Origin of the sequence: Leptolyngbya sp. BC1307 (genome assembly GCF_002286735.1) — a bacterium.
Taxonomy (GTDB): domain Bacteria; phylum Cyanobacteriota; class Cyanobacteriia; order Phormidesmidales; family Phormidesmidaceae; genus Phormidesmis.
This window is the reverse complement of sequence record NZ_NRTA01000041.1, coordinates 1-26,532: the sequence shown is the minus strand read 5'-3', so window position 1 is coordinate 26,532 and position 26,532 is coordinate 1. Positions and strand designations below refer to the sequence as shown.

At 53.4% G+C, this 26,532-nt stretch carries 28 protein-coding genes and 1 tRNA gene; 17 read left to right on the top strand and 12 right to left on the bottom strand.

The genetic code is table 11. The annotated features are described in order from the left end of the window. Positions 1-46: 46 nt before the first annotated feature. On the top strand, positions 47-1,555 hold the full coding sequence (locus CKL79_RS17680; RefSeq protein WP_240518942.1) for a bifunctional class I SAM-dependent methyltransferase/glycosyltransferase family 2 protein: 1,509 nt from the start codon (positions 47-49) through the stop codon (positions 1,553-1,555). Positions 1,556-1,585: 30 nt separating this feature from the next. On the opposite strand, the gene psb29 is transcribed toward CKL79_RS17680, so the two are convergent. Next, positions 1,586-2,377: a photosystem II biogenesis protein Psp29 gene (gene psb29, locus CKL79_RS17675; protein WP_121970892.1), complete on the bottom strand. Its 792-nt coding sequence runs from the start codon at positions 2,375-2,377 to the stop codon at positions 1,586-1,588. Positions 2,378-2,537: 160 nt separating this feature from the next. Between psb29 and CKL79_RS17670 the strand changes: the two genes are divergently transcribed. Next, a complete protein-coding gene (locus CKL79_RS17670) occupies positions 2,538-3,146 on the top strand; it encodes a chromophore lyase CpcT/CpeT (protein WP_121970891.1) in 609 nt (202 codons plus the stop codon). A gap of 11 nt (positions 3,147-3,157) precedes the next feature. Here CKL79_RS17670 and CKL79_RS17665 read toward each other — a convergent pair whose 3' ends face one another. Together CKL79_RS17665 and hemF are read right to left on the bottom strand one after the other, a co-directional pair. Continuing rightward, the gene (locus CKL79_RS17665; RefSeq protein ID WP_121970890.1) at positions 3,158-3,517 is read right to left on the bottom strand and encodes an STAS domain-containing protein; all 360 of its coding nucleotides are present in this window, start codon (positions 3,515-3,517) and stop codon (positions 3,158-3,160) included. A 118-nt stretch (positions 3,518-3,635) separates the two neighbouring features. Then, positions 3,636-4,685, bottom strand: coding sequence for an oxygen-dependent coproporphyrinogen oxidase (gene hemF / locus CKL79_RS17660; RefSeq protein WP_121970889.1), 1,050 nt, complete (start codon positions 4,683-4,685; stop codon positions 3,636-3,638). A gap of 346 nt (positions 4,686-5,031) precedes the next feature. On the opposite strand from hemF, the gene CKL79_RS23535 reads away from it, so the two are divergent. The 3 genes from CKL79_RS23535 (at position 5,032) to rodA (ending at position 8,304) form a co-directional block, all read left to right on the top strand. Then, positions 5,032-5,751 (top strand): hypothetical protein, encoded by a 720-nt coding sequence (locus CKL79_RS23535; protein ID WP_205879137.1) that lies wholly within the window; start codon positions 5,032-5,034, stop codon positions 5,749-5,751. Positions 5,752-5,920: 169 nt separating this feature from the next. Then, positions 5,921-6,991, top strand: a complete 1,071-nt coding sequence (locus CKL79_RS17650) for an Mrp/NBP35 family ATP-binding protein (protein ID WP_121970888.1) — start codon at positions 5,921-5,923, stop codon at positions 6,989-6,991. Positions 6,992-7,035: 44 nt separating this feature from the next. Then, positions 7,036-8,304 carry a rod shape-determining protein RodA gene (gene rodA / locus CKL79_RS17645; RefSeq protein ID WP_121970887.1) on the top strand — a complete coding sequence of 423 codons (1,269 nt, stop codon included), beginning with the start codon at positions 7,036-7,038 and terminating at the stop codon, positions 8,302-8,304. Between the two features lie 20 nt (positions 8,305-8,324). On the opposite strand, the gene CKL79_RS17640 is transcribed toward rodA, so the two are convergent. Next, entirely contained in the window at positions 8,325-8,585 is a 261-nt protein-coding gene (locus CKL79_RS17640) for a hypothetical protein (RefSeq protein ID WP_121970886.1), read from the bottom strand. A gap of 337 nt (positions 8,586-8,922) precedes the next feature. On the opposite strand from CKL79_RS17640, the gene ureA reads away from it, so the two are divergent. From ureA to CKL79_RS17610, 6 genes are all read left to right on the top strand, one after another. After that, on the top strand, positions 8,923-9,228 hold the full coding sequence (gene ureA / locus CKL79_RS17635; protein WP_121970885.1) for an urease subunit gamma: 306 nt from the start codon (positions 8,923-8,925) through the stop codon (positions 9,226-9,228). A 78-nt stretch (positions 9,229-9,306) separates the two neighbouring features. Next, positions 9,307-9,624 (top strand): urease subunit beta, encoded by a 318-nt coding sequence (locus CKL79_RS17630; protein WP_121970899.1) that lies wholly within the window; start codon positions 9,307-9,309, stop codon positions 9,622-9,624. A gap of 4 nt (positions 9,625-9,628) precedes the next feature. Then, positions 9,629-10,273 carry an urease accessory protein UreG gene (ureG, locus tag CKL79_RS17625; protein WP_121970884.1) on the top strand — a complete coding sequence of 215 codons (645 nt, stop codon included), beginning with the start codon at positions 9,629-9,631 and terminating at the stop codon, positions 10,271-10,273. Then, the gene (locus CKL79_RS17620) at positions 10,270-11,142 is read left to right on the top strand and encodes an urease accessory protein UreD (protein ID WP_121970883.1); all 873 of its coding nucleotides are present in this window, start codon (positions 10,270-10,272) and stop codon (positions 11,140-11,142) included. The genes ureG and CKL79_RS17620 overlap by 4 nt, the downstream gene beginning before the upstream one ends. Beyond that, on the top strand, positions 11,139-11,690 hold the full coding sequence (locus CKL79_RS17615; RefSeq protein WP_121970882.1) for an urease accessory protein UreE: 552 nt from the start codon (positions 11,139-11,141) through the stop codon (positions 11,688-11,690). Before CKL79_RS17620 ends, CKL79_RS17615 begins: the two co-directional genes overlap by 4 nt. Positions 11,691-11,701: 11 nt before the next feature. After that, entirely contained in the window at positions 11,702-12,418 is a 717-nt protein-coding gene (locus CKL79_RS17610; protein ID WP_121970881.1) for an urease accessory UreF family protein, read from the top strand. 54 nt (positions 12,419-12,472) lie between these two features. On the opposite strand, the gene dinB is transcribed toward CKL79_RS17610, so the two are convergent. The 5 genes from dinB to CKL79_RS17585 all read right to left on the bottom strand — a co-directional run bounded on the left by dinB (position 12,473) and on the right by CKL79_RS17585 (position 17,919). After that, complete coding sequence (dinB, locus tag CKL79_RS17605) at positions 12,473-13,549, bottom strand: DNA polymerase IV (protein ID WP_121970880.1); 1,077 nt, start codon at positions 13,547-13,549, stop codon at positions 12,473-12,475. Positions 13,550-13,909: 360 nt separating this feature from the next. After that, on the bottom strand, positions 13,910-14,584 hold the full coding sequence (locus tag CKL79_RS17600) for a carbohydrate porin (RefSeq protein WP_121970879.1): 675 nt from the start codon (positions 14,582-14,584) through the stop codon (positions 13,910-13,912). Between the two features lie 239 nt (positions 14,585-14,823). After that, entirely contained in the window at positions 14,824-16,320 is a 1,497-nt protein-coding gene (locus CKL79_RS17595) for an NAD(P)/FAD-dependent oxidoreductase (protein ID WP_121970878.1), read from the bottom strand. A gap of 146 nt (positions 16,321-16,466) precedes the next feature. Further along, positions 16,467-17,066, bottom strand: coding sequence for a hypothetical protein (locus tag CKL79_RS17590; RefSeq protein WP_121970877.1), 600 nt, complete (start codon positions 17,064-17,066; stop codon positions 16,467-16,469). A 190-nt stretch (positions 17,067-17,256) separates the two neighbouring features. Then, on the bottom strand, positions 17,257-17,919 hold the full coding sequence (locus CKL79_RS17585) for a rhomboid family intramembrane serine protease (RefSeq protein WP_240518940.1): 663 nt from the start codon (positions 17,917-17,919) through the stop codon (positions 17,257-17,259). 355 nt (positions 17,920-18,274) lie between these two features. Here CKL79_RS17585 and CKL79_RS17580 point away from each other — a divergent pair, with 355 nt between their 5' ends. The 4 genes from CKL79_RS17580 to CKL79_RS17565 all read left to right on the top strand — a co-directional run bounded on the left by CKL79_RS17580 (position 18,275) and on the right by CKL79_RS17565 (position 22,857). Next, on the top strand, positions 18,275-18,844 hold the full coding sequence (locus tag CKL79_RS17580; protein ID WP_121970876.1) for a pentapeptide repeat-containing protein: 570 nt from the start codon (positions 18,275-18,277) through the stop codon (positions 18,842-18,844). A 112-nt stretch (positions 18,845-18,956) separates the two neighbouring features. After that, positions 18,957-20,366, top strand: a complete 1,410-nt coding sequence (locus CKL79_RS17575; protein WP_121970875.1) for a cytochrome P450 — start codon at positions 18,957-18,959, stop codon at positions 20,364-20,366. 14 nt (positions 20,367-20,380) lie between these two features. Further along, positions 20,381-21,340: a folate-binding protein YgfZ gene (locus tag CKL79_RS17570; protein ID WP_121970874.1), complete on the top strand. Its 960-nt coding sequence runs from the start codon at positions 20,381-20,383 to the stop codon at positions 21,338-21,340. Between the two features lie 71 nt (positions 21,341-21,411). Further along, entirely contained in the window at positions 21,412-22,857 is a 1,446-nt protein-coding gene (locus CKL79_RS17565; RefSeq protein WP_121970873.1) for a response regulator, read from the top strand. 31 nt (positions 22,858-22,888) lie between these two features. On the opposite strand, the gene CKL79_RS17560 is transcribed toward CKL79_RS17565, so the two are convergent. From CKL79_RS17560 to CKL79_RS17550, 3 genes are all read right to left on the bottom strand, one after another. After that, positions 22,889-23,422, bottom strand: coding sequence for a YetF domain-containing protein (locus CKL79_RS17560; RefSeq protein ID WP_121970872.1), 534 nt, complete (start codon positions 23,420-23,422; stop codon positions 22,889-22,891). Positions 23,423-23,598: 176 nt separating this feature from the next. Beyond that, on the bottom strand, positions 23,599-24,411 hold the full coding sequence (locus tag CKL79_RS17555; protein WP_121970871.1) for an MBL fold metallo-hydrolase: 813 nt from the start codon (positions 24,409-24,411) through the stop codon (positions 23,599-23,601). A 5-nt stretch (positions 24,412-24,416) separates the two neighbouring features. Then, the gene (locus tag CKL79_RS17550; RefSeq protein WP_121970870.1) at positions 24,417-25,220 is read right to left on the bottom strand and encodes a DUF1350 family protein; all 804 of its coding nucleotides are present in this window, start codon (positions 25,218-25,220) and stop codon (positions 24,417-24,419) included. 166 nt (positions 25,221-25,386) lie between these two features. Here CKL79_RS17550 and CKL79_RS17545 point away from each other — a divergent pair. After that, a tRNA-Val gene (locus tag CKL79_RS17545) sits at positions 25,387-25,458 on the top strand. A gap of 166 nt (positions 25,459-25,624) precedes the next feature. After that, entirely contained in the window at positions 25,625-26,404 is a 780-nt protein-coding gene (locus CKL79_RS17540) for a hypothetical protein (RefSeq protein ID WP_141242228.1), read from the top strand. Positions 26,405-26,532: the final 128 nt, after the last annotated feature.

The following is a 26,532-nucleotide window of genomic DNA, read 5'->3' as shown; positions in this document are numbered from 1 at the left end:
GTGTATCTATAGTCGCTGTGCCCACTACGATCTCCTTCAAACTTCTGTGATTGACACCACTATTCCGTTAGCTCATCCTCGTCAGACTCATAAGCAGGCAGTGCTGAGCCATTTCAACCGCTGTGCCCCGCAGCTAGATGGGTGGCGATCGCGCAACCGCTACTACTACCAAGACCTGGACCGCCTGCATCAGTTCCTGATTCCCGCCGGTAGCCGCGTGCTAGAGATTGGCTGCGGCACTGGTGACCTGCTGCAGGCAACTTACCCTGGCGTAGGTGTGGGGATCGACATTTCACCGGTTGCTGTCAACATCGCCCGGCAAAAATACCCGCATCTACGCTTCTACTGCGCCGATACAGAAACCCTCACCCCGCAGAAAATCGGCTATCTGTCTGACGGCCCGATTGAAGGGCCGGTGGATGAACCGCAGACCTTTGACTACATTATCTGCGCCAACGCCGCCAGCTACTTCAGCGATATTCAAACAGCGTTTAGCCGTCTGAAGCCTTTTTGTACGCCTCAGACCCGGCTGATCATCACCTTTCACAACTATCTTTGGGAGCCTTTGCTGCAGCTGGGCGAGGCCGTTGGTCTGCGCCGCCCGCAGCCGCCGCAAAATTGGCTCTCAATGGATGATGTCGCTAATCTGCTTTCAATTACCGGCTACATTCCCCTTAAGCGCGGGCGGCGTTTTCTTTCGCCTAAGCGTATTCCTGGTCTGTCTCGCTGGATTAACCGCTACCTGGCACCGCTGCCGGGAATCAAGCACCTGTGCCTGACAAACTACGTCGTTGCTCGACCAGATTTTAGACGCGCTGCTATCACTGCAGATGCGCCAAGCTGTTCGGTCGTCATTCCAGCGCGAAATGAGGCGGGCAACATTGAGAGTGCGATCGCTCGCCTACCGCAACTGGGCTCTCGCACCGAAGTCATTTTTGTCGAAGGTCACTCTCAAGACAACACCTGGCAAACCATTCAAAAGACCCTGCAGAGCTACAGCGGCCCGCTGATTCTCAAAGCCTTTCAGCAGACGGGTCAGGGTAAAGCCGATGCCGTGCGGTTGGGGTTCGCCGAGGCGACTGGCGATGTGCTGATGATTTTAGATGCCGACCTGACGGTGCCGCCCGAGGACTTACCGCATTTTTTTGAGGCGATCGCCACGGGTCAAGGCGAATTTATCAACGGCTCTCGCTTGCTTTACCCGCGCAGCCGCAAGGCCATGCCCTGGCTCAATACCCTGGCGAACAAAACCTTTGCCCTGCTGTTTTCCTTTCTGCTAGAGCAGCCACTTAAAGACACCCTGTGCGGCACTAAGGTACTCTGGCGCAGAGACTATCAGCGACTGACCGCTGGCCGCAGCTATTTTGGCGACTTCGATCCCTTTGGCGACTTTGACCTGCTCTTCGGCGCTGCCAAGCTCAATCTGCATCTGGTCGAAGTGCCGATTCGCTATCAGCCCCGCAGCTACGGCAGCTCCAATATCGCCCATGTCAAAGAAGGGCTCGTACTGCTGCGTATGTGCGCCTATGCCTCACGTAAGCTGAAATTTATCTAGCAGAAAAGGTAGTAGTAAGCGTCGAGAGGCTTACTCGGTCGTCGTGCTGGTTTCGGTACCCGATTCGGTCGTTGCGTCTGACTCTCCGCTGCTAACAGACTCAGATTCCTTAGCGTCCTTAGTTTCCTGAGCTTTGGCAGCGTCTTTTTTCGCCTGCTCGCGCTTGGCCTTGTTTTTACGCTCGGCTTCAACCATGTCTTTCATCACCGCTTGTGCCTGGGCCATTTTCTCCAGGTTGCCGCGATAAAGTTCAATATCTTTCTTCAGCAGCTCGTTATTAAACCCAAGAGTCTCAGCCAGTTCGTCTAGCAGGGCTTCGCGCTTGTCTTTGTCTTTGAGCGCCTCAGCGTCAATAGCTTCGACCACGTTGTAAAGGCCAGTAGCAAACAAGCGACTGTACTTAAACTTAGGGTTGGCAATGACCTTATGCAGATTGCCCTGCAGGGTGTCGTTGCCGCTGCTGGTTTTGGCTTCATTGAGTACAGATTTGAAGCTATCGACCGAAGGAATCGCTCCGGCAGCGGCTAACACCTCTTCAGTATCGCGGCGGTACTGCGCCGGGTCTGCGCCGACGGACTGAATAATAGCTGAATAGATCGACTGCTTGTCTGCATCAGGCTCATAGCCGGTCATAAACCGGTCATAGATGCTGACCACGCCAGCCGCGTAGATAGAGTCGTACTCAAAATCTACGTTTACTAGGAGCAAATGCATCTCCACCATCAGCTCTTCGACCACACGGCGATAAATGGCATTAATGGGGCGAGTGTGCTGATTATAGAAAGCTCGCTTTGTCTCTGAAACCGTGCGGACGTTGTTCACAAGTAAACGCTCAAATGTTCTTTGTAAACTTATTGTTACGCCTCACAGTCGCTTTGCCAAGATATTTGCCGCACAATCGCACAAAAAGATACGGGAATATCAGGTTATCCAGACTGGCGGTTAGGATTGAAAGGCAGCTCCGATCCCCGCCTTATTGACTATGGTCAGTTCCCCTTTAGCTACCCTGGCTCACTACTTAGTTGGCGAGTTTGAGAACCAAACTCAGGCTGCTGCCGAGCCTGCCTGGTATGTGCATCTCCGGCTGTGGCAGGTACCGGTGCCCAGTCTATCTTCTGAGCACACGTACACCCTATTTTTAGAGCAGGCCAGCGTTGCCGCTAGCAAGCCTCCCTACCGGCAGCGCGTCTTGCAGCTGACAGAAGTCGCAGATCAGCTACGCGGTCAGTATTTTGCTTTAGCTCAGCCGCTTAAGTTTCAGGGAGCAGGCAGCGATGCGAGCCGCCTGGCAGATCTATCGACTGCTGATCTGGTAGCCCTATCCAATAGCACAGCAGAGATTCGGTATCAGCCACTCGCTGGCAGTGAGTATCAGTTTCAGGCAGCCTTGCCAGACGGGCAGCTGTGCTCATTTACCTACGACGCTCAACGGCGATACGTCTACTTAGGCTTTGACGTAGCACCTGAGAACGGGACCATCACCCTATTAACTTACGACAAAGGCGTTGACCCTGACACCGGTCGAGGGCTGTGGGGCGCACTAATGGGACCTTTTCGGATGATTAAGCAAAAGGTCCTTAAGTGGTCTTGAGTGGTAAAACACTAAGTGACCGGCGCTTGATAGGGAACAGCTAGGGCTTCTGCTTCGGTTTCGTAGATTTCGAAAACTGAGTCCATCATGGTGACTTCGAAGACGAGCTTAGCTTCGGGGTGTACGTTGCAGATGCGGAAACTGCCGCCGATTTTGTCGGCATCGCGCATACCGGCCACTAAAGACGTGAGCCCAGAGCTGTCAATAAAGTTCACTTCGCTGAGATTGACCAGAGCGTGGGGAGTTTCTTCGGAAATAGCCGCCTGTAGCTTAAGCCGAAACTGCCAGGCGGTGGTGATATCTAGCCGCCCGGTAGGGGCCAAGATGATGACCTGATCGCCCTGGGGTGAGGTGAAAGTGCGCTGCTCCATACCGTTGCCGCTTGTAGATAGACGTTAATTAAGACCGCAATCGTCGCCGATAAGCGCCAATAGTCCTAGAGTGCCCAAGCGCTGTCAGGCTGCTATCAAGAGCGGGTCAGCAAGTGTGCTATACGTCCATTTCTGCCCAGTTCTGAGGTTTGAGGAAGACATCGTATAGCTTGGCTTCAGGCGTGCCAGGTTCGGGGGTGTAGCTGTATTCCCAGCGCACCATAGGCGGCAGCGACATCAAAATAGACTCGGTACGGCCATTGGTTTGCAGGCCAAAGAGGGTGCCCCGGTCATAGACCAGGTTAAATTCGACGTAGCGGCCCCGGCGGTAAAGCTGAAAGTCGCGTTGGCGATCGCTATATTCAGTACCCGCTCGCTTCTCGACAATCGGCACGTAGGCAGGCAGAAAGGCATTGCCACAGTCAATGGCAAAGTCAAAAAGCTGCTCCCAACTGCGCTTGGGGGCGTCGCCAAACTGCTGGCTGTAGAGCGCGGCTGGCCCATCTTGATTGTGGCCCCGGTAGAGTTCGCCGCGCTGACCATTTTGGTAGTCGAAGAAAATGCCGCCGACGCCTCTGGGTTCATCCCGGTGTTTGAGATAGAAGTATTCGTCGCACCAGCGCTTAAAGCTTGGGTAGTACTTGGGATTGTGACGATCGCAAGCCGCCTTGAGCGTGCGGTGAAAGTGCGCCACGTCTGCTTCTTCGGTGTAGTAGGGCGTCAGGTCAATGCCGCCGCCAAACCACCACACCGGCCCAGCCTCAAAGTAGCGGTAGTTGAGATGCACCGTGGGCACGTAAGGATTACGCGGGTGTAGCACCATCGAGGTGCCGGTCGCATAAAACTGATGACCTTCCGCCTCAGGGCGCTTTACCAGAATGGAAGGTGGCAGCTTGTCGCCCCAAACTTCAGAGAAGCCGACGCCGCCCTGCTCAAAAATGTCACCCTGCTTCATCACCCGCGATCTGCCGCCGCCACCCTCCGGGCGCTTCCAGGCATCTTCTTGAAACTTGCCAGTGCCGTCTACTGCTTCTAGTTTCTGGCAGATTCGATCCTGTAGTCCTTTAAAGGCGGCGCTGACTCGCTCACGGGAATCTTCGGGCGGCAGCGTGGGAGCTAGTTCTACAGATGCGTCGGGGCGAACAGCCTTAGCCGGAGAGAGGGTCATAGTGTCTAAATAACTGTCTGTGTCTAAGGTAACGGTCTAGTGCGAACGGATTAAAACATGACTTCATTTAGTCAAACACGATTTGGCAGGCTTTATTGCATTTTTGAAACAGAGCGTGACAATCTGTGATAAATCGCTGATCGCTATGGCGGAGCGGCCTTTGCTCTGCTGACAAGGATTTGGGGCAATTAAGACTCACCCAGAGATAGGCTGATGACCGGAGGAGCGATCGCCTAGACTGATAAGAGACTTTACTCAGGGAAAATACTGACCGCCTGCACTTTAGCGTGCTGCCGATATTCTCCGAAACCAGACCTAGCTTCAAGGCTTTTGCCATGATCTGACTATGATGCGGCTCCAGCAAAATTGTATAGAATTTGGACACTGGCTGACGGGCTTGGGAGATCGGCTAAAGGGCCAGCTTTGCTTATGGCTAGGCAACGGCACGGCAGTCAGGGCACGGCGGTTAGTGCCGGTTAGAGAGACCGACGGCTGGCAAGGGCGATCGCAGGGCTTGTGGCGCGATGGCATCAGCACCGACTGGCCGATTGGGGAAGAGCCCACTGGGAAAGGGCCCATTAGCGAAGTCTTAGAGAGCAACTACTGGGCAGCGAGCACTGCCCCCGCCGAGACGCTATGGCAAATTGTCACAGACCTGGCCGATCTCGCCTCCTGGCATCCGCTAATCACCCGCACGAATGCGCCCATGGGCCAGTGCGCCAAACCGGGCCTGATTTATAAAGCCTTTAGCCGCTATCTGCCCTTACCCACCCAGATTTTTGTAGAGCGCGTGCTGCCGGGTGAACTGCTTAGCGTTCGCCTATTTCCGCTGCCGGGTCTGCAGGAGCGCGTCACCTACCGGATTGTCTCTACCCTCTGCGGCACCTGCGTTTTGTACTCTGTCACCTTGAGCGGCTGGCTGTCACCGCTGGCCTGGCTAATGGTAAAGCCGCATGCGACCCGAGTAGCGGCAGCACTGGTACAGGCCGCTGAGCAGGCGACCCTGCAGCCCCGCAACGTCCGTCGCCGCCTTTGCCGCGCGGATCCTAACGATATCTTCTCCTGATGGTGGGTGCTAAAGCTGAGGCTTGTCTGCGGTGAAAGCACAGAGATTTCTACTTTAGATAGCCAGATACTTCCGGTTGAGCGTTAGTATTTCTAAGCACGCTGTTTTTGCCAGTCTCCGACCCAACTGACTAGCAGCCCCTGTCTTGGCACAACCGTCTCGATAAAAAATGATTAAAACGCTCGACTCAGAATCAGTCTTAGAGGTGCTCAAACCCGTTCAAGATCCAGAGCTGCAAAAGAGCCTGGTTGCCCTCAACATGATTCGCAATGTCCAGGTAGAGAGCGGCAACGTCAGCTTCACCCTGGTGCTCACAACCCCTGCCTGCCCGCTGCGCGAATTTATTGTCGAAGACTGTGAAAAAGCGGTGCGCACCCTGCCAGGGGTAGAGAATGTAGATGTAGAAGTCACTGCTGAAATCCCGCAGCAAAAGGCGCTGCCGGATCGCACGGGCATTGCCGGCGTAAAAAATATTTTAGCTGTCACCAGCGGTAAAGGTGGCGTGGGTAAGAGTACCGTCGCGGTTAATATCGCGGTGGCGCTCGCTCAGACGGGGGCAGCAGTCGGGTTGATTGACGCAGATATATACGGGCCGAATGCACCGGCGATGATGGGGCTCAGTGAAGCCAATGTGACCGTGCGCGATCAAGACGGCGAGCAGGTGCTAGAGCCCGCCTTTAACCACGGCGTGAAAATGGTCTCGATGGGCTTTTTGATCGACAAAGATCAGCCAGTCGTGTGGCGCGGCCCCATGCTCAACGGAGTGATTCGCCAATTTTTATACCAGGTGCAGTGGGGCGAACTCGACTATTTAGTCGTGGATATGCCGCCAGGTACGGGTGACGCTCAGCTAACGCTGGCTCAGGCGGTGCCGATGGCGGGCGCGGTCATTGTGACGACGCCTCAAGCGGTCGCCCTTTCGGATGCACGGCGCGGTCTCAAGATGTTTGAGCAGCTGAATGTGCCTATTCTGGGCCTGGTAGAAAATATGAGCTACTTTGTTCCGCCGGATATGCCGGATAAGCGATACGCCATTTTCGGCTCAGATGGCGGTGAAAAAGCGGCGGCAGAGCTAGGCGTGACGCTGCTCGGCAAGGTGCCTTTAGAAATGCCGGTGAGAGAAGGGGGCGATCACGGCATACCCATTGTGCTCTCAGCGCCTGAGTCAGCTGCGGCCAAAGCGCTAGTAGAGATTGCTAAGCAGGCTGCCGCTAAAATCTCTGTGGCCGCGCTAACGTAGCCTTTAGAATAGAAACCTAGAATCCACGGATTGAACGTTTTGCCATGACCTCATATTCGTCCTATTCACTGGTGCGAAAACGCTGGAAGAACCTCTCTCAAGGTTGGCAGGGCGTTGACTGGCTGCTGTTCATACTGCCAGTAGGGGTCACCATCTTTGCCAGTATCTTAATCAGCAGTACGCAAAAGTACACGGGCGAATCGGGATTTGCCATCAACCATGCGGTACTGGGTGGTATCGGCGCGATTTTGGCTCTGTGGATTGCTCGCAGCCGCTATGAAAGGCTGCTGCAATGGCGGTGGATTATCTATGCAGCAACTATTCTCTCATTGCTCGCGGTGATGGCGATCGGTACCGAGGGTTTGGGGGCGCAGCGCTGGATTACGGTTTTTGGCTTTAATGTTCAGCCGTCAGAATTTGCCAAGCTGGGGGCAATCATCACCTTAGCGGCTACGCTCAAAGACCGCGATGCCTCAACCCTATTTGGTATGGTCAAAGCGCTGGCGATTACGGCAGTGCCGTGGGCGCTGGTCTTTTTACAGCCCGACTTAGGCACTTCGCTAGTATTTGGCGCGATTACGATCGGAATGCTCTACTGGAGTGGCACCCATCCGGGCTGGCTGATCTTGATGATTTCGCCGCTGGTTTCGGCGATTGTGTTTAATATTTCGGTGCCGGTTTGGATTGGCTGGGTCGTGCTGATGGGTATCGTGGCCTATCGTTCACTGCCCTGGTGGTCGGTCTATAGCGCGGTGGTCGCGGTGGCAGTTAATTCGGTCTCAGGGAAGCTTGGAGACGTGATGTGGCATGTGCTCAAAGACTACCAGAAGGATCGTCTTGTTCTGTTTTTGCATCCTGATAAAGATCCGCTGGGCGGCGGCTATCACCTGATTCAGTCGCGAATCGCCATCGGGGCAGGCGAGCTGTGGGGACGGGGGTTATTTCACGGTACGCAAACTCAGCTGAGCTTTATTCCTGAGCAGCATACCGACTTTATCTTTTCAGCGGTGGGCGAAGAGCTTGGCTTTATCGGCGGGATTGTGCTGCTGCTTTCATTTTGGCTGATTTGTTTGCGGCTGGTGCTGATCGCCCAAAACGCCAAAGACAATTTTGGTTCTTTGCTAGCGATTGGCGTGCTCTCGATGATTATTTTTCAGGCTGTGCTCAATATTTGCATGACGATTGGCCTAGCCCCGATTACAGGCATTCCGCTGCCGTGGATGAGCTATGGGCGATCAGCCTTGCTGACCAATTTTATTGCGATCGGCATTGTGGAGTCGGTGGCGAACTATCGCTTCAGGCTGAAGTTTTAAGATAGTTTTTGAAGCTGAAGTTAGTAGCTGTCGTCGCCGGTGACGGTTTTGATGCCGAGGCTGTGGTTGGCCTCGTGGAGGCGTTCGGCGATCGCATCTCTCCAGTTCAGACTAATTTTAGGATTGGCCAGGACTTGCTGCGCCTGTTCGCGGCACTGAGCGCCCGCATCTAAATCCATTGCGCCAATGCCAGCGAGGTCTTCGTAGAGCTTCTGTAAGGGAATCTTCTGCTGTGGGAGCTGAGTGGTATCTGAAGGCACACCAGTGGGCGTTTCAACCATGGTCTAATTTTCCTATGAGCTGCTGATAGGCCGAACTAATCAGCCGTTAACTGGCATTGTGGCGCTTCTACCGGCTAAAAGTACCTGGTCGCTAAGAAGCTTCATAGAGCCGCATATAGAGCCTAACTTCTTGGTATTTCTTAAAAGAAGGATTAGAAAATTAGCATGAGAGCCAGCAGTAGAACGCACGCTATCCTACAATCTGTACGGCTGCTGCGGTATAGCAAATGTCGGATGCATTCGTAAGTTTGCGCCGCGCATAGCCGTTGTCAAGCGAAGGTTTCAGCAATACGCATGTCGTAAACTATGTGCGCAAAGCTATAAGAGGAGTATTTGCATGTTGCTATCGCCCCAAGAAAAAGACAAGCTGCTGATTTTTACGGCGGCGCTAGTGGCTGAGAGGCGAAAAGATCGGGGCCTAAAGCTCAACTACCCGGAGGCAGTGGCCTACATTTCGGCAGCGATCATGGAAGGTGCCCGCGAGGGCAAAACGGTCAGTGAGCTGATGAGCGAGGGCACTACCTTGCTAAAGCGAGCTGACGTGATGGAAGGGATTCCAGAAATGGTGCATGAGGTGCAGGTAGAGGCGACTTTCCCGGATGGCACTAAGCTGGTAACCGTACATGATCCGATTATGGATTAGATTCCTCAGCAGGCGTGTAAACAGGAGCCCCCCAAGGAAACCCCTATGTACAAAAGTAATCCAGTTGATCCGCTGCCGCTGGTGCCCGGGCAAATTATCCCCGGCGGTTCGGAGCCTATTGAGCTGAATGCGGGTAGAGAGGTCTTGCAGCTAGTGGTGAGCAATGTAGGCGATCGCCCCATCCAGGTCGGCTCACATTTTCACTTTTACGAAGTGAATGAGGGTTTGCAGTTTGACCGGGAGCGTACGCACAAGATGCGGCTGAACATCACGGCAGGCACGGCTGTTCGCTTTGAGCCGGGCGATGAAAAAGAAGTTGAGCTGGTGCCCTATGGGGGTAGTCAGGAGATCTACGGATTTAACGGCAAATACGATGGCGCGGAGCTGAAGGGATAAGAAAATGCCAAAGTCAGCAGCGCGTTTGGGCATTGGTGGGCCAGTCGGTAGCGGGAAGACAGCTCTCATCGAAGGTATTGTGCCGCTGCTAATGGCTCAAGGGGTAGAAGTCGCTGTAGTTACCAACGACCTGCTCACGACAGAAGATGCGGATCGGCTAAAGCGCAAAGGCTTTTTACCGGCTGAGCGCGTGATCGGGGTCGAAACTGGGAGCTGCCCGCATACGGCGATTCGCGAAGACCCGACGATGAATCAGCTGGCTGTGCAGGATTTGGAGCTGTGCTTTCCTCAGCTCGACCTGATCTTGATTGAGAGTGGCGGTGATAATCTGGCTTCTACATTTAGCTATGACCTGGTGGATGCCTATATGTTCGTCATTGATGTGGGCGCAGGAGACGACATTCCGCGAAAGAATGGGCCGGGATTCGTGCAGTCTGACCTGGCAGTGGTGAACAAGATAGATATTGCGCCCTATGTGGGGGCTGATCTGGATTTGATGCGATCGCAGTCTCGCCAATACCGTCAGGGAAAACCGGTGGTATACACCAACTGCAAGACGGGTGAGGGGTTAGGTGAAGTCGTGGCGTTTATTCGAGAAACGCTGTTGTTTGGTCAGCGCTCCGAAGCAATGGCAGAAAGCTCGCTGTGAATGCCCTAGCCTTGCAGAACCAGTTAGCGCTGAAGCTGGGCTGTAATCCGGCGGGTGCAACAGTCCTTCAGCATCGCTACATGGCTTATCCGCTTAGCGTTTCGCCAGTTTTTAGATTGGAAGAAGGGACGGAATCGGCCTCACAGCGAGCCTATCTCTACCGGATGAACACTTCTCCGGGGCTGCTAGCCGGTGACACGATTGGCATCTCTTTGCGGCTAGCAGCAGGCAGTCAGCTTTATCTGGCCGATCAGTCAGCCACTAAAGTTCATACAATGCCGCAGCGAGAGACTGTTGCCGACGTAAACTACAGCATTGATATCGGTGAGCAAGCCACGCTAGAGTTTTTGCCAGAACCGCTGATTCTTTTTACCGATGCGGCACTGGTACAAAAGACCGAGATTACCATTCACTCAACTGCCGGGCTGAGCTTAGGAGAGATTGTTTTACCCGGACGGCTGGCCCGGGGTGAACGGTATCAGTTTCGCCACTATCGCAGTCGGCTGCGGGTGCGCGATCCCGAGGGCCAGGTGTGGTTTGCCGAGGCGATGAATTTGTTGGGGAAAGAAAACCGGTTTGCCGATAGTCCGCTGTTTGCCAGCGGGCTAGTACTGGGAAGTTTGATTTTGATTTTGCCTGAGGCGATCGCCACCCCAACCACGCTCACAGCGTTAGCCAGTGAGATTGACGCTCTCACCGAAGTCAGTCATGCAGCCGTGAGTTTAGCCAGCTCTCCTTTACCAGGCGGCAGAGGATTGTTTATCCGAGCAATCTCTACGACCACTCGCGACCTGCAGTCTTGCTTTAAAGCTGCGCTAAACTGTGTGCGCAAACTACAAAACCAGGCTCCCTTACCCTATTCGCTATGAGCAACCCACCCATGGCTCCTGCTGAACTGGCCGAAACCTACCTCGGCAATGTGAATGAACAGGCCGATCTGTCTTTGCGGGTGGCTCAGGCAAAGGAGAATGGCCGCTGTAGGGAGATAACGATTAGCCGGCGCGATCGCCCCAAAGGACGCATCTTGACGCAGACGGCTGAAGGCCAATCTGTGGGTATTGTCAAAGGCCGCGATTGGCTACTGCAAGATGGAGACGTACTGGAGACCGCTCAAAAATATCTGGTGTTAGTGAGGATTCAACAGCAGCAGGTGATCGCGCTGCGATTTGAGCCGGGTGCGCACAATCAGGCAATTTCGCTAGTCCACCTGGGACACGTTTTGGGCAACCGCCACTGGCCAATTACCCTTCAGGGAGAGAGTTTGTTCATAGAACTGGTGGCTGAAGCTGAGCTGATGAAATCAACGATTCGAGAGATGGCACACACTTTGAAGATTGAAAAACTGCAGATAAGTCTCGAAGGGCGATCTGCTGAAGCCGCCTTAGACTTCTCTACTGCTCACCATCACGCTCATTAGAGGCCCCTGCAATGTCTGTTGAACCCTCCATCACCGCTGACGCCCTCAATCAAAAGCTCACTCTGATGCAGCTAGCAGATTCGTTTTTTCCCTCGGGTTCATACACCCTCTCTCATGGGCTAGAGAGTTTGGTGCAGTCTGGAACCATCACCGTTGCCGAAGAGGTCGAAACGTTCGTCCGGCTGCTGTTGTGCAACAAAGTAGGCAGCACCGATCTGGTGGCGCTCACTCATGCTTATCAGGCGAGCCGTCGTCACGATCTGCCCGCAGTGGCCGAAGTTGATGCACGGCTATTTTCTCAAACTCCTATCGAAAAAACGCGCATCGCGCAGCGTCAGAGTGGCCGCGCCCTGCTCATGGTTGCCAGCAAAACCTGGCCGCATCCGCAGCTGACGGCCTTAAGCGAACAAACAGCGCAAGGTAGCCTCAACTGTTTGCACCCGGTCGTCTTTGCCGTAGTTGCTCAAATAGCAGGACTCGACCAGCAGTCAGCCGCTGTTGCGTTTGTGCATGGCTTTGTCACCGGTCTATTGGGAGCCGCGATCCGACTGGGGGTGATTGGGCACCTGCAGGCGCAGCAGATTCGGCGGGCGATCGCTGAAGACATGGCCGCCGCTTGTCAGGCGGCAGCGGGGCGATCGCTCGATGACATGTGGTCTTGCACACCCCTCATTGACTTGGCCCAAATGCGGCAGGCCAAGCTATCTCGCCGTCTCTTTGCGAGCTAAGCCGCGAAAGCTTTTAGAACCGCGAGTCACTTTGCCCATTCAAACATTCAAACTTCAAACATAGAGCTTCGATAAGTCCAGCGCTAGCTGCTGAAATGACTGAGGATGAGCCAAATTCGAGATCGTGATGCCCAGCAGCCTGACCGGTCGATTTGGCTCTAGATGTGCGGACAGCAAGTCGCGTGATAACTGCAAGATCTCCTCCGGTTCCTGAATCAAACTCTCTCGCGTGCGACTGCGCGTAATCGTTTCATAGTTGCCGTATTTTATCTTCAGCGTCAGCGTATAGCCATGGCGTTTGTTCGCACTCAGCCGCTGATGCACCTCCTGCGCAATCTTTACCAGCGCTGCATCCATCTCCTCACGCTGTCGCAAATCTGGTGAGAAGCTGCGCTCCGCGCCAATCGACTTGCGAATGCGATGGGGATTGACTGGGCGGTTGTCCTCCGCCCTCACGACCCGGTAATAATAGTCTCCCGCTTTGCCAAAGGTGGCGATCAGCCGCGCCCTGTCCCACTGCTTCAGGTCTGCGCCAGTCTCTATGCCCTGCGCCTTCATCTTCGCTGCCGTCGCTGGGCCAACGCCATGAAATGCGGCGATCGGCAAGCGCTCTAGAAATGCTTCTGCCTGCTGTGGCGATATCAAAGAAAGCCCGTCGGGCTTATCCAAATCCGATGCAATCTTGGCCAGAAACTTGTTGATAGAAACGCCCGCCGAGGCCGTGAGATGTAGATTCGTCTGGATGCGGTGTTTGATTTGCTGTGCGATCGCCATCGCCGACCCGATCCCCTGCTTATCCACTGTCACATCCAGATAAGCTTCATCAAGAGAGAGGGGCTCCACCAGGTCTGTGTAGTCGAAAAAGATCTTTCTAGTCTCAGCCGAAGCTGCTTTGTAAGCATCAAACCGAGGCGGCACAAACACGATCTGCGGGCAGCGCATCAGGGCGCTACGAGAGGGCATGGCCGAGTGAATGCCAAATTTCCTGGCCTCGTAGCTAGCCGTCATCACCACCCCGCGCTGTTCAGGAGTCCCCCCAACCGCTACCGGCTGACCGCGCAGCACCGGATTGTCTCTCTGCTCTACCGACGCATAGAAAGCGTCCATGTCTACATGGATAATCTTTCTCACGCTTGGTTTAGAACTGGTCAATGGGGGCACCGAATAGTCTGGAGTAAGTACGGTCACTCTACTATTGTGACCGTTAGACTGCACAGACGAAACGCCTGCCTTACCGACATCATCGATTCACTGTACCCATAGTGACAGCGCGATCGCCTACGGTCACTCCCAGCGGCGCAGCGGCATCAAGATGATCAAATTCAGTCTAAGACAGCGCAATCTTCACTGCTGCCGAATTTTCCTCCATGTAGCTACGCCACTTGTCAATAGCGTCAAACACGAGATATTGACCTCCAAGCAGTTGAGAGACAGCATCTGCAGCCCTTCTCTATCTCCTAACTGCTCAAAACGGCTCGCTTGATGGGAGGTCTAGAAAGAAATCTGCGTTTGTAGATTAAAAACAAAGATATCTGGGTTATCGCTAAAGTTGTTGGCCTCCATAATCCAGTAAATAGATGGCACCACCGAAAAACTGGAGTTAGCTGGGTAGCGATAAGAAACTTCGACCTCTTTTTGGATGCCGCCATCGCCGCCGCCAGAAAGCAGAAAATTGCGACCGTCTAGCACTTCAAAGGGTTGAACATACGAGATGGTTGCTAGAGCGCCCTGCTTGATGAGATCTGGAAAAGCCGTCCCAATCTGAATAGACTGAGCATTGACATCGCCGTCAGCCCGCCCGGCGGTCGCTGGAAACAAATTCGTACTGCCATAGCTATAGCGACCAAACAGTCCGAACCCTTTAGCTACTAGCCAGTCGAAGTTAAACAAAAAGGTATCCGCTGTGGCTGTTCGCAAAGGGCCACCAAAGCCATCGTCAGCAAATCCATAGAGCGGCTCACTCAGCGCGCCACCAACAAATCCTTGCGAGTTAGGCTCTAGATTACTCCGAGTATAGAGAAACCTGAGATTGAGATTGTCAGTCGGATGAACGCCGACTTGTCCGGTGAGCGTATTGGTGCCACCAAATAAACCCCGAGTCGGGTCGCTAGCAGATCGCGGCAGGGGCAAAAACTCAGTATTGTCAGCCAGGTAGCCAAGTCGCAAATCAAGCCATTTCGCAACGTCGTACTCGAGACAACGCCTGCGCCCCGATCAACCGCATTCACTCTGAAGTCCTCACACCGGAACATGTTAGACAAGCTAGCAGGCTATTTTTCCGGCAAATGTATTACAAGCCACATTTTTTGTATAAGCTACTGCTTGAGTGAGATGGCTAATTGCGGTCAAATTGTTTTAGATCAAATTGATGTGTTCGAGTAGTTTGCTGACAGCAATAGAAAGCGCTAATATTCTTTAACATCATACGCTTCAAAATTAGCTCGAATGTCGTCCTGATTTTCGATAAACAGCTGTCTGCCAATGTCGTAGATGATTCTTGGTAGGGCAAACTGCAAGTCGGTAAGGTTGGCGCGAAAGCCGCTGGGAACAGCAGCGCCAGAAGAGAGGTAGTAGCAGCGCCCGAGATAGTTGTACTCTGGAGATTTTGGCATGAATTCGAGGCTTTTTCCCAGGTAAGGATAGCGAGACATCTCTGTGTGTTCATCACCGGGGGGCGGCGTAAAGCAGTCTTGCCAGCGGGCAATGTAGGGGGCTAACGTGCGTAGCTCAGACTGTTGGTCTAAGTTGGTAGAAAATCCGGTGCTGCAAATTAGCGCGTCGTGAGAGAACGTGCGAACTGTGGAATTGGCGATCGCCCCATCTCCATACACTCCCACAATCTCTCCATTCTTATAGTCAAGCTGTTGTACTGGGGCTTTGGTATACAGTGTAAAGCGAGGATGGCTAGTCGCCTGATAGTAGGTGTGAGCAGGCGGCAGCTGACCCAATCGAGACTCCGATAGGCTGTAGGCCCACTTAGCTGCATCGGGCAAGTCTATGTAGTGGCGGTGATAGCCGTTCCATTCACTCCAACGGATGCGGTTAATATCGGGTAATTTGGCGCGGCGAATGGTTATATCTACCGATCTTGCCCCAGCTTTCAACAACAAAATGGCGTTGTCAAAGGCGCTTGCGCCGCCGCCAATAATCATTACCCGCTTGTCCGCATAGGCGGCAAAGTCAATCTTGTCCATTGTGTGGGCATAGCAGTGATCAGGCAAACTCTCTTTGACAATATTAGGCACATTCTTGCCCCCGGCACACTCCATGCCAGTGGCTAAAACAACAAAGCGGGCCTTGTATCGTTCGGCATTGCCCTGATGCTGCGCGTGAAGCCAGAAGCACTGCTCTGCTTCATGCCAGGTGATGTCTTGAATGTCGGTATCGTTTTGAATGGGCAAGTCTAATACTTTGCCATACCAGTCTAGATAATCTGCCCAGAGCAGTCGGGGAATGTATTTGATTCTTTGCCAGTAGTCGTCACCGTGACAGGCAGCGCACCAGCGGCGAAAGTTGAGGTTGGCAAGGCCCCAGTCGAGTCCGCCGGTGACTTGTTTGGGCGATCGCAATGTCGCATTCCGAGCGAAGTCTCGCCAAACCCCCTCCTGTCCGGCCACCCGCCGATCAAAAATGCGAACCCTGCTGATGCCATGCTGCCGCAGCCCAAACGCCGCTGACTTACCACCGTGCCCTGCCCCCAAAATGGCGACTTCTAAAATATCAGGGTCGCGGCTATAGTCCCAGGTTCGGCCTGAGTAGCTGACCACTTCTAAGTCGGCGTAGACAGATTCCGCCAGACGGTGCAGCCGGGCTTCGGCGTCGGCCAGCAAGGGAGGAAGTTCCCAAAGATCTCGGGTGGTGAAGTCGGTAGGCAGCGGAGACGGCAGATGGATAGTCGTCATAGGGAGAAATTATAGCGTTGGCGGCAGGCAGCCTTGACGCCATGCTCGCTGAGAAGGCCGATTCCGTCAGTATCTAGCCATACGCAATGGCGCTATAGACGCACCCCAAACTGCCAATTTCAGCCACGAAAGCAGACGCCCGCCCGTCAGTTTGAGTGGAGTACTATGGGGTCTTCCGGGCTGATCACTACCACAAAAGGCGCAGTCGTATTGCCAACTAAAACGCCAGCCGCTGCGCCGCCAGCCACTTCCCACAGACCGGGGCGACCTAAGACTTCTCCGAGCACGTAGCCACCAGCCGCGCCAATCGCCGCATCAGTAAGGATAGCGCCCGTCGAAGTTTGGCGGGGGTCTTTGCGATCGCGAATCAAATCAGAAGCCGCATTAATTCGATAAATGCGGTCAGCCACCTCTACCGAATTGGCCACATAGACCAGTCCGCCGTCTGCTGGCTCAAATCGACCGCGAACAATGGTGCCTACCGGCAGGCGCTGGTTGCCAATCGCTGAATCAGTCCGCAGCACCAGGTTATAATCGTAAGTTTTATTTTTATTCAGGTAAAGGGTTTCGTCCTGCTCAAGCGTAGTGCGCAGCGTGGCACCTGTTTGAGTCAGCTCAGCGGGCGTATTTTGAGCGCGCTGAGAAGAAAACACCTGAGCGCTCGCTGCCGCCGACAGCGGCCCAAACCCGACTAAAGCCAGCGCTACTATCCCTTTAAAGACCCCATCAAAAGCTAAAGATTTCATTGCAACTTTCCTCAGAAAAAACGTTTTAGCACAGCGTTTTAATAACTGAATGTTGCCCAAAGACAAGCTGATGGTGAATCTAGTTTACCTATCAGCCCGTTGACTGTCTTCAAACTATAGCCTGCGTCAGTAGCCTGTGTAACTATCACCGGTCAAAAATCTATAGAGCAGGAGACTACGGAACAAAAGACTACAGAACAGAGAGCTGCTGGATCAGGTTATTGAGAGCAGCGCCAATAGTCTCTAGCCAATCGGGCCGCACGCCTGCGACAATACCGCCCGCAAAGCCAAATAAATGGCCTTCCCAAGAAATAGTGGTTTCATTAGAACTAGGCAGCATCGACCAGAGCTGATTGCCATACATTAAGAAAACGACCAAAGCGAACCCGATAGTCAGCAGCGTGGCCTCAGCATAGCCATTGATTAGCAAAAACCCGATATAGCCAAAAATCAGACCGCTGGCTCCTAAGTGAATGGCATCCCGGCCAAATAGCCAGGTACCCAAGCCGCCAATTAGTAAAATAGTGACGGTTACCGCGTAAAAGTCGCTTTGCCCCTGGAGCCTGCCCTGCAGCAAAACCAGCCAGCCCAGCACCAAAAAAGGAATTGTATTTGCCAGCAGATGGCCCAAGCTGCGATGCAGCAGCGGCGAAAAGACGATGCCCAGCAACCCAATTAGCTGGCGCGGACGAATGCCCAACAGCCGCCCTAGCCCGTTGCCTACCGCCAAATTGAGCAAGCTCACCATCCAGGTCAAAATGACGCTGTCGCGCAGCACTGCAGCCTGGCTGTACCAGTCGGGATTAGTGCTGTATAGCGACAGTATGATGCCTCCTAAAATCAGACAGAGCAAAAGGAACTGTGGCCTGTTATCGAACACGCTATGGCCTCATCTCCACAGTCAGGGTAAACAGTCAGGGTAAACAGTCAGGGTAAACAGTCAGGGTAAACAGTCAGGGTAAACAGTCAGGGCAAATAGCAATCAGGGCAAATAGCAATCAGGGCAAATAGCAATCAGGGCAAACAGTCAGGCGAGAGCATATCATAAGCGGTTGTTTAGCGCATAGTGGCGATCGCTGCTAAACGGCATCATAACTGGCTAACTGCTCCAGGGGCTCGCTTCCTGCCCGGGCGATCGTAGCAGCCACATCTCCGGCGAGTATGGGACAATATGAACCGTTGTCTGTGTTGATTGGGTTAAGAGCAGCATGAAAGTTAAGATCGCTTCGTTTTTACTGGCTTTAGGCATTTCGCTAGCAGGGCTGTTAGGCTTTGCCGCGCCGAGCTGGGCCTTCATCGCTGAAGATGTCGAAATGCTGATGATGGACAACTCTTGCCCGGTTTGCATTCTCAATGACGCTGACTTGAGTAACGCGCAGCTCCACCGCGCTAACTTGAAGATCGCTTCTCTCACTGGGGCCAACCTCAGCGGTGCAGACCTGACCAATACCAATTTAATGCTCTCTGAACTCAGTGGGGCCAACCTCAGTGGGGCCAACCTCAGCGGCGCTGAGCTGAACGGGGCGCAGATGCAAAACATCGACCTGTCTGGGGCAAACATGACGGGTACTATTCTCACTCAGGCCAATATGAACGAGGCCAATTTAAAGAACGCTACGCTGGTCAATGCCGAACTTACCGCTGCGATTTTTGGCATCGCCGATCTCAGTGGCGCTGATCTGACGGGGGCCAATCTGCGCGGCGTCAACCGCAGTCGGGCGATTTTGTGCCACACCATCATGCCCGATGGCGCTGAAGAAAACCGCGATTGTCAGTAGAGATTCAGTAGAGATCGGGCCAGCAGGCGCGAAAGATAAGAACCGAGAATCCCTCAGAACTAAGATATTGAGTCAAAATAGTTAAGGGGTCAGTCGTTCACAACGCAATCAAATGCTTAAATCAGGTGCCGTCAGCGATACCAGAGAAAACGCTCAGAATTCTAGCGAGAGCGTTAAACCAATTAGCAAGCCAGGGGGCCTGAACGGGCTGCGCCGACTGGAATGGATTTTAGATCCGGTGAGCTATCTGGAGAGAACTAAGACCCGCACGCCCGATTTCTTTATTGAAGATTCGTTGGGGTTCGGCGTGGGGCCGGTGGTGATCACCAGTCATCCTGAGGCGATGCAGTACGTTTTGACCCGCGATCGCAAAACCTTTAATGCGCCGGGTGAATTTAACCGCATTTTAGAGCCGCTGATTGGCGGGGCTTCGGTGATTATGCTCGGCGGCGATCGCCACAAAGAAAGGCGACAGCTGATCACCCCGGCTTTTCACTGCGAGCGATTAGAAGTCTACGGCCAGCTAATCTGCGATCTGACAGATGCGATTGTCAGCAATTTGCAGCCCGGTGAAACGTTCTCTGCCCGCACGCTAACTCAGCAAGTCTCTTTGCAGACCATCTTTCAGGTAGTCTTTGGGCTCGGCGATAGCCCCCGGGCTAAAGAGATTATGTCGGTTTTGACAGACACGGTGGATCGCTTTGGTTCGCCGATGTCAGCGCTGATGCTGTTTTTTAACGGCCTGCAAAAAGACTGGGGACCCTGGAGCCCGTGGGGTCGGTTTGTGAAACTGCGGCAGCAGCTAGACGAGCTGATTTACGCAGAAATTCGCGATCGCCAGGCCCACCCCGACTCTAGCCGCACTGACATTCTCTCCATGCTGATGGCTGCTCGTACCGAAACCGGCGAAGCTTTAGAAGAAGAAGAGCTGCGCGATGAGCTGATGGCTTTGCTCATGGCTGGCCACGAAACGACGGCAACGGCGATCGCCTGGGCTATGTACTGGATTCACAAAGAGCCAGAAGTCAAAGCTAAGCTGCTGGCTGAACTTGACGAATTAGGGCCGGACGCGACCCCGACCGCCATTGCCCAACTGCCCTATTTGAGCGCGCTGTGTAAAGAAACGCTGCGGCGATCGCCCGTAGCCATGTTCACCTTTCCGCGTGTTGCCCAAGAGCCGGTCGAAATCATGGGGCATACCTTTACTCCCGGCACGACACTTTTGGGCTGCATTTTCTTAACTCACCAAAGAGAAGATCTCTACCCCGACCCTAAAGCTTTTCGGCCTGAGCGCTTTTTAGAGAGAAAATTCTCGCCCTACGAGTTTATTCCCTTTGGCAACGGGGCGCGGCGCTGTGTGGGAGAAGCCCTAGCGCAGTATGAGATGAAGCTGTCGGTCGCGACAATGCTCGCTCACTACCGATTTCGACTCGCCGATGACCGACCTGAAGCGGCCCGGCGAAGAGGGGTAACTTTAGCACCCGCTAGAGGCGTGCCCATGATCTTTGAAGGGAAAAGATAAGGCTTTAAACCGCTATGACGCTTACTGTATTTGACCGCAGCCACTGGGGCCGCATTCGTCTGACGGGTGCTGATCGGGTGCGCTTTTTGCACAACCAAACCACTAATCAGATTGAGCAGCTGACGGCGGGGCAGGGCTGCTCTACCGTGTTTGTCACTTCTACCGGGCGAACGATTGATCTGGCAACGGTTTATGTCTTGCCTGAGGCGCTACTGCTAGTGGTGTCGCCGGGGATGGCTCAGACGCTCTATGACTGGATGGATCGCTATATTTTCTTTTCAGATCAGGTCAGCCTGAGCGATGAGAGCGACCAGACTTTTCTATTTACGGTGCTGGGTGAGGGGGCTGATGACGTGGCTCGTCAGCTCGGAGCGGCTGATCTGGTTGGGCAACCTGAATTTAGCCATCAAACGCTACCGGTTGCCGACGATCTGACCGCTGATATTGCTGTAGGGAGTGATTTGGCGATCGCTGGCTACACTTTCTGGGGCCCCAAGACCCATGCTGCATCGGTATGGCAGGCACTCATTAGCGCAGGTGCTAGCCCAGGCACAACCGAACAGTGGGAAACACTGCGCATTCAGCAAGGGCGTCCGCTCCCCGGACAAGAACTCACCGATGAGGACAACCCGCTAGAAGCAGGTCTCTGGCAGAGCGTCTCTTTTGAAAAGGGCTGCTACATTGGCCAAGAGACGATCGCCCGGCTCAATACCTATCAGGGCGTGAAAAAGCGGCTGTGGGGCATCACCCTGACAGCGCCAGTGGCAGCGGGGGCGACGATTACCCAAGATGGCGCAAAAATTGGCAGGCTCACTAGCGTCACAGAAACTGAATCGGGCGTTTTGGGCCTGGGTTACCTGCGGACTAAAGCGGGGGGAGAGGGGCTGAGTGTAGAGGTAGATGACGTGGCAGGAGAGGCGATCGCCCTCCCATTTGTCCGCCACAGCTACTACACCGCTACCGCCGCGCCATAGCAAATCTCATGGGTTCAGCGGGCATCCTAAATTATTAGTATTTACCCGTTCGCCACTACCCGTTCGCTATTATGAGAGACAGCGCGACTGAGCCAGTTCGGATACTGCTGGTAGACGATACCCGGACAAACCTGGCCATTCTCTCAGACTATATTCACACCCAGGGCTGGGTAGCGCTGACAGCCAGCGATGGAGAAACTGCCCTCCAGCAGGCCCAATCTGCCAGCCCCGATCTGATTTTGCTCGATGTCATGCTGCCTGGCATTGACGGCTTTGAAACCTGCCGTCAGCTTAAAGCCCATGCTGCTACCGCCGATATTCCGATTATCTTTATGACGGCGCTCTCTGATAGTGCCAATAAGATCAAAGGTCTGAAGCTAGGCGCGGTAGACTACATCACCAAACCCTTTCAGCAAGAAGAAGTCGTCACTCGTTTGGATGTTCAGCTGCGTCTTCACCAAATGAAATGTCAGCTAGAACAGCAAAACCAACTGCTCAATCAAAAAGTGGTAGAACAAGCCAAAACAGAAGCCCAGCTTCAGCTACTGACTTACGAATTAGAAGAACGAGTGCAGTCCCGCACCGCAGAACTCAACAGTGTTTTAGACAATCTTACACAAACTCAGGTACATCTAGTACAGAGCGAAAAAATGTCTTCTCTCGGTCAGATGACAGCCGGCCTTGCCCATGAGATCAACAACCCGGTAAATTTTATCTATGGCAATCTGCGGCCTGCCAGACGCTATTTTCAAGACTTTATTGATCTGTTGACCCATTACCAGACGTGCTACCCTAACCCACCTGCAGACCTGCAAGAGCATCTGGAGAGTGTTGATATTTCATTTGTGGTCAAGGATGCTTTTAATCTCCTTGACTCGCTAGAGATCGGCGCAGACCGGATTCGACGAATCGTCCTATCTCTGCGTAATTTCTCCCGGCTGGATGAGGCCGATATTAAGTCTATTAATATTCACGAAGGCATTGACAGTACGCTGCTGATTTTGCAGCATAAGCTGCGAGGCGCTGTTGATAGTGAGCCAATAGAGGTGATTAAGCACTACAGCGCTGCGTTTGAGGTGGAGTGCTATCCGAGCCAACTCAACCAGGTATTTATGAATATTTTGGCGAATGCCATCGACGCTATAGAGGAGAACCGCAGCCGCTTGAGCGAACCAGAAGCGAGTAGCAGTGCTCATACAATTGAGATATGCACTGAGCTCACAACTGACCGACAGGTAATTATCCAAATTGCTGACAACGGCCCTGGCATTCCAGAGGCGATTCGCGCTAAGCTCTTTGACCCATTTTTTACGACTAAGGCGGTCGGCAAGGGCACCGGGCTTGGGCTCTCAATCAGTCATCAAATCGTAGTTGAAAAGCATGGCGGCCAGATTCAATGTCTTTCGGAGCCGGGGAAGGGCACTCGCTTTTTGATCAAAATTCCGCAGACGCAAAGATGCCTGGAGCCACCTGCTGTGGGAACTGAGAGTCGATGTGCGATCGCGCAGCCGATATAGCAGTCGCCGCGCGCATATCAGGCAAGCTAATTTACCGAAAGCCTTCTACATCTCTGAGCGCAGAAGCGTTAGTAGGATCTACGGTCGGGATGATGCTAAACGAGCCATCGGTCTCTAAGATAACGGCATCTACCGCTTCGATCTGGCTCTGTCCGCTGAGCCGAATGGCCGCTAGGACTTCTCCTTTGGCGACTCGCTGCTTTTTAAGCATGGCCTCAAGCAGTTGCCCTTGAAACAGCAGTAAGGTTGGCTTAGCCTTGATCAGCGCCTGCACTTTATCAGTGCGTACCGATAGCCAGGTGATCAGGTATTGCAAGCCTATTAAAAGCCCGATGCTCAGCATCGCTTGAAAAAATGACGTGCTGCCGGTTAGCATGGCGCTGGCTAGAATTGAGCCAAAGGCAATGGTGACAACAAAGTCGAAAGCATTCCATTTTGACAGCGTCCGCTTTCCAGAAATGCGCAGCCAAACGATCAGCCCAAAATACGAAAGCGTTCCGACTATCAGCGTATGTAGGGTGGCCTCCCAGGTACCAAACAGATCTTCGAAAAGTGAATAGTCCATGGCCACCGTAGGAATAGGGAATCAGTCAGCAAGGCTGCTGTTAGAGCGCCAGCATGGGGTGACGAGCTGAATGAGCGCGATCGCTAACCGATCACGGCTTTAGAACAGGCAACCCTCAAGATGCGGGCCTCTTCAGCATATCTCCTGGACAGACCATAGCGTTGCCTGCCTTTGTCTCAAGCACTCCCTTCAATTGCTTTGATATATCGCTCCGCTGAGCGACGAACGCTAGCTTTTGCCTCAGGGGTCACGACTGCATCCCACCAAGCACCGTAAATACGCTCAAAAGAGTAAGGCTCTACGGCCTCGACAATCCGCCGAATTTTATCGGCAGATAATGGAATCAGGTTAGGGTAGCTGTACATAAAGCTCACCCAGCGTTTATCGGCAACGACTTGAATGACATCGCCTGTACACAGCGTGCCTGCTCCATTTGCGCCCGTAGCCCAATGACACACCGTCCCGCCCTCAAAGTGACCCCCTGCTCTAATCAGCGTAATTCTCGGTTGCAGTTCGAGCGTATTGCCCTGCCAAAATTCAATAGCCGGGTCAGGCCGCATCCCCCACTGACGGTCAGCTTCGTGCAGGTAGAGGCTAACACCAAAAGCCTGTGCCCATTCAACTGCTGATGAATAGTAGTGAGGGTGAGAAATGGCGATCGCCTTCACACCGCCGAGCGCATTGACCTTCTCAATCGTTTCATCGTCGATCAGGCTAATGCAGTCCCACAAAACGTTGCCCTGGTCCGACTGAATCAGCAGCGCCCGCTGACCAATCGCAAATCTTGGCTCTGTGCCGATGCCATACAGACAGTCTTCTTGCTGAGTAATACGATTGTGGTGGCCCTGCCTCAGTTCCGGTAGGGTAGTCCACTGCTGACCACCCTGACCGACGTACTGGCGCTCATCTTCGCAGATAGGGCAGCTCTTGGGCGCTTGAGACGTTTGAGCAAACTGTGTTCCGCAGGTAATGCAAATGTAGTTAGCCATAGTGGTTAGCCATAAATGGGCCTTTCGCCTTCGAGCCAGTAGAGTATCTCTGCTTTTAGCACTTTAATATCCCGGTAAAACTCTTGCTTAACAAACTGTCCAATCGCATCAAATGGGCTAAATGAGCTGCTCGTCTGCCACTGCACGTCTTGCGCGATGGGGGTGGTATGCGATCCTTGGATAATCTTCACAGTGGTAGTTTGCGGAAAGCGGCGCACCAGCACATCGCTCAAAGGGCGGGTTTGGTCGATGGTGTCACTGCGAAATTTAACTAGCAAATTATAAGGCGTCTCGTATTGAGTACCAATCAGGTCTAGCGTTTGCTCGGGGCTAGGCACAAACTCCATGCGCGTATCGAGCTGAAGATCTGGCACAAACTGTCTGGCCTGTTGCAGCGCCTGGTCGAGCAGCGGGATAGACTTACGGGCAGGGTAGTTATTGAAAGAAACAAACATATTGCCGGCCCGCCGAGCGCTATGAATGCTGCCAATCAGCAGGTGGACTTTGCAGCCCATGCTGTGGCCTAAGCCATAGATGGGCAGAGCAAGCAGCTCTGGCCGCTGCTTGCCTAAGTAGGTTAGCCCCTGCTCAAAGGTAATGAGGGTTTCGTGGGCGATCGCCCCGTGGTCAAACGTATTCACAAACGGCGTCGCAATCACCGCATAGCCTTCCTGGTACAGCGCTTCTAGCAGCCAGCGATAGGTGAGGTGAGGAGCCGCCGCCACAAAGGCACCGCCCAAAAAGTGAATAATCGCCCGAGGCCGCTCAGGAACCAAAAACCAATTGCCCGAAACTTCTTGCCAGTACATAAAAGGTCTAAAACTCAACGCTATCCAAATCTTTACTATCTTAACGACTGCAAGGCTTTTATCGGAAATCACCCATTGAGCATTGCTTTCTTTCGGATGGCTATGGTATATTCAGAAGCCATTGTGTAAGCAGCAGAATTTACTGTGGCTTCGCAGCGATCGCATCGGGCGATTAACTCAGTGGTAGAGTGCTTCCTTGACAGGGAAGAAGTCACTGGTTCGAATCCAGTATCGCCCATCGAATTATCTTTCATATCTGGACAGTGGGAAGTTTTTCTCGTGCTTTGGTCGATTGAGAGCAACGAACATTCCGATACCGAAAAGGCAGGGAATGTTCGAGACTGGTTGAATAACCACACTCAACCAGTTCAATTATGGAACTCTACCAACTTATAGATCAAGCGATGGCGAAGCCTTCCAAGGGAATCGTCAAACTGCGTCCAGCGTTTAGTCGGGAAGTGCCGTTTGAGTGGTTCGTTTTGTTGCTATGGGGTGCGCTTTTGAGCCATCAACCCGCAGCAGTGAGCAGCTACCTGAATGGCGTAGGGTTAGGCGAAGCGTATTATGGGCAAGCGCTTCACTGGTTCCATTCGACAGCATTCACGATGGATGAGGGGTGTTTGCGGTGGGGCCGCTGGTTATCAAGCCATTCCAGCATCAAGACCTTAAAAGGGCAGCGAGTCTATGCCGGAGACGGCATCAAAGTGAGTAAAGAAGGGCGCAAGATGCCAGGTATCAAAGGCTTGCATCAAGAATCCGAAGATGTCAGTAAGCCTGAGTGGATTCGGGGTCACTACTTCAGCGCCCTTAACCTGTTGCTGGGCAGTGGCTCAGCGCTATTCGCTGTTCCCCTAGGACTGAAGCTACATGATGGGATTGAGCCAGTTGAGGCGGATAGAGGGCTGACGCTAGTCGACAAGATGGCAGCCGTTTGTGTCGCCTTTATGGTCACTGGCAGCTATGGCCTCTTAGATGCCTACTACGCCTCAGCCAAAATCTTAAAACCTTTCAGAGCTGCTGGTCTACACCTGATTAGCCGCGCCCCGATTTCGACGGTTGGTCGTGCCGCCTTTTCAGCCAATCCCAGCGTCCGGGGGCCAGGTCGACCGAGACAGTGGGGCTCAGATGTGAAGCTACGAGCGCTGTTTGCCCCGATTGAGCAATGTACCCAGGCAACGGTATAGTGGACCCCAAAAACTAAACAGGTCGTTAAGCTCTGAATCACTCAAGAAATGATAGGAGTTATTCATGAGCAGAAAACGCAGACAGTACAGTCCAGAATTCAAGTCAAAAATAGCGATTGCCGCCATCC